Annotated in this window: 3 protein-coding genes; 1 reads left to right on the plus strand and 2 read right to left on the minus strand. The window is 55.3% G+C overall.

From position 1 onward, the window contains the following. Nucleotides 1-1,038, plus strand: a 1,038-nt coding sequence (locus MPRO_RS20530; RefSeq protein WP_067297640.1) for an ABC transporter permease, incomplete at its 5' end; no start/stop codon positions are given. Nucleotides 1,039-1,211: 173 nt separating this feature from the next. On the opposite strand, the gene MPRO_RS20535 is transcribed toward MPRO_RS20530, so the two are convergent. Beyond that, nucleotides 1,212-1,490: a hypothetical protein gene (locus tag MPRO_RS20535; RefSeq protein WP_245635158.1), complete on the minus strand. Its 279-nt coding sequence runs from the start codon at nucleotides 1,488-1,490 to the stop codon at nucleotides 1,212-1,214. A gap of 52 nt (nucleotides 1,491-1,542) precedes the next feature. Next, on the minus strand, nucleotides 1,543-1,692 hold the full coding sequence (locus MPRO_RS25540; RefSeq protein ID WP_216821344.1) for a hypothetical protein: 150 nt from the start codon (nucleotides 1,690-1,692) through the stop codon (nucleotides 1,543-1,545). Nucleotides 1,693-2,151 lie beyond the last annotated feature (459 nt).

Here is a 2,151-nt window from a genome sequence, read left to right on the forward strand (position 1 = left end):
ATGACAACCCACACTGCAACAGCGCCTAATGCCACTCTGGCAGCGCCCTCCAAGAAACGCCTGCCCCAGGAAGTCAGTATTCTGCTGGTTCTGTTTGGCATCGCCGCCTTCTTTGAAGTTCTCGGCTGGTTCCTCGTCGGCCAGAGCTTTCTGGGTAACATGAGCCGCCTGCAGATCATCATTTTGCAGGTCTCCGTCATCGGCATCATCGCCGTGGGCGTGACCCAGGTCATCATCACCGGCGGTATCGATCTGTCATCCGGCTCCGTCGTCGCCATGAGCGCCATGGTGGCGGCCACCTTCGCCCAGGATGCCAATTGGCCGAAAATCATTCACCCGGCACTGGTGGATCTGCCCTGGTTCATCCCCCTGATGGTCGGCCTGGCCGTGGGTGCAGCCGCCGGTTTTGTTAACGGCTGGCTGATCACCAAAACCAAAATCCCGCCCTTTATTGCCACCCTGGGCATGATGGTCTCAGCCCGCGGTATCGCGCGCTGGTACACCGATGGCAGCCCGGTTTCCGGCTTCACTGAAAGTTTCGCCATGCTGGGTAACGGCATGGGTCGCTGGGCCCCGGTGGTTATCTTCCTGGTCGTCGCCGCCGTGTTCCATATCGTTATGCGCTACACCCGCTTTGGCAAGTTCACCTACGCCATAGGTGCCAACCCCCAGGCCGCGCGCGTATCCGGTATCAACATCGAATCACACCTGATCAAGGTCTACATGATTGCGGGCCTGCTGGCAGGCCTGGCCGCCATGGTCGCCATCGCCCGCATCAAGACCGCCCAGGCGGGCATGGGCATGATGTACGAGCTGGATGCCATTGCTGCGGCTGTTATCGGCGGTGTATCCCTGTCCGGTGGACGCGGTCGCATCACCGGCACCGTGATCGGCGCCCTGATCCTTGGCGTAATGCTGTCGGGCTTCACCTTCCTGCGGGTCGATGCCTACTATCAGGACATCATCAAGGGCGCGATTATTATCGTCGCCGTGGTCGTGGACATGCACCGCCAGAACAAGCGCAGCAAGAAAACCTGACGCTCTTGCCTATGCGCTGAGACACAGGCAGTTACACACCCAAAAAGGGGCCCTTTAACCAGGGCCTCTTTTTTATGGCCAATTTCCCGTAAAATAAGTCGAGTACAATATGCAGACGCAAAAAAGCCGGTCAAAGAACCGGCTTTTTCACAACAATAAATAATGGTAAATCCTTAGCTCTTGTTCTGATCCTGCGCTTTATCTCCCGGCTTTATTTCTTCAAAAGTATGAAATAGCATCCAGTAACAATAAATAACAAAACCCAGTGACACCATGCCCCAGAACGGGCTATTGGTCGCCCACTCAAAAACGGACCATAAAACACAGAATACCGTTGCAGCGACACGGCGCCACAGCGGCTGAAAAAAAACCAGATCCGTTTCTCTCATAAAGCCTACCCTGCCCTGATTAACGTCAGTCGCCATTATAAAGCCCATGGGGTGTAATTTCATGGTTTGGCGCTGACCTTTTTACATAATATAGGCCGCGCCAGACCCTAAGCCACTACTCGCTGCCCGGAAAATCCACCGGCAATGGCGCCGGACGCTCGAATGTCGTTTTCAGTTCACAGAACTGACGCGCCTTGGCCGAACAGAGCAGCCCTTCCATCAGCTCCAGCGAATGCAGCGCCATGGCACCGCTGGCGCGCTCCATAGTTCCGGCAATATGGGCGCCTAGCAGCCTTTCGGGCTTGGCCGATTGTAGCGAGGGAAAGTCCGTTTTGAGGCAGTTTTTGAGCCCCTTTGAGGCAATAAATCGGCAGGAAAGCCGATTTACACAGCGTTAGCTGCCCACCGGGCAAGCTACAGGGATGTAGCTTGTGAAAAGTGGTTCTATTTAACACTTGGAACGCAGTGTAAAGAACCGCTTTAGCGGGGTCGCAGACCGAGGAGCCTGCGACGAGTCAAAAAGAGAACACAAAGCAGCCAAACTCAGGTGGTTCGCAGTAGGTTGAGTATTTACGGGCAGGCTCCTGGTACCAGAGGGAGGCGATTTACATGCGTACTGACAGTGAACTCCAAACCCTGTCCCTGCGTGATTACAGCCATCTGTCTCAGCCATGTCCCTTATACAAATCTGACGCTGCCCACATCTCCTTACGTGTAGACCCAG

The organism is Marinobacterium profundum (assembly GCF_001528745.1).
Taxonomy (GTDB): domain Bacteria; phylum Pseudomonadota; class Gammaproteobacteria; order Pseudomonadales; family Balneatricaceae; genus Marinobacterium_A; species Marinobacterium_A profundum.

Bases quoted from the DNA above. Each gene is read 5' to 3' on its own strand.
- MPRO_RS20535 (WP_245635158.1), bottom strand. From the start codon at position 1,490: ATGAAATTACACCCCATGGGCTTTATAATGGCGACTGACGTTAATCAG.
- MPRO_RS25540 (WP_216821344.1), bottom strand. From the start codon at position 1,692: ATGGAGCGCGCCAGCGGTGCCATGGCGCTGCATTCGCTGGAGCTGATG.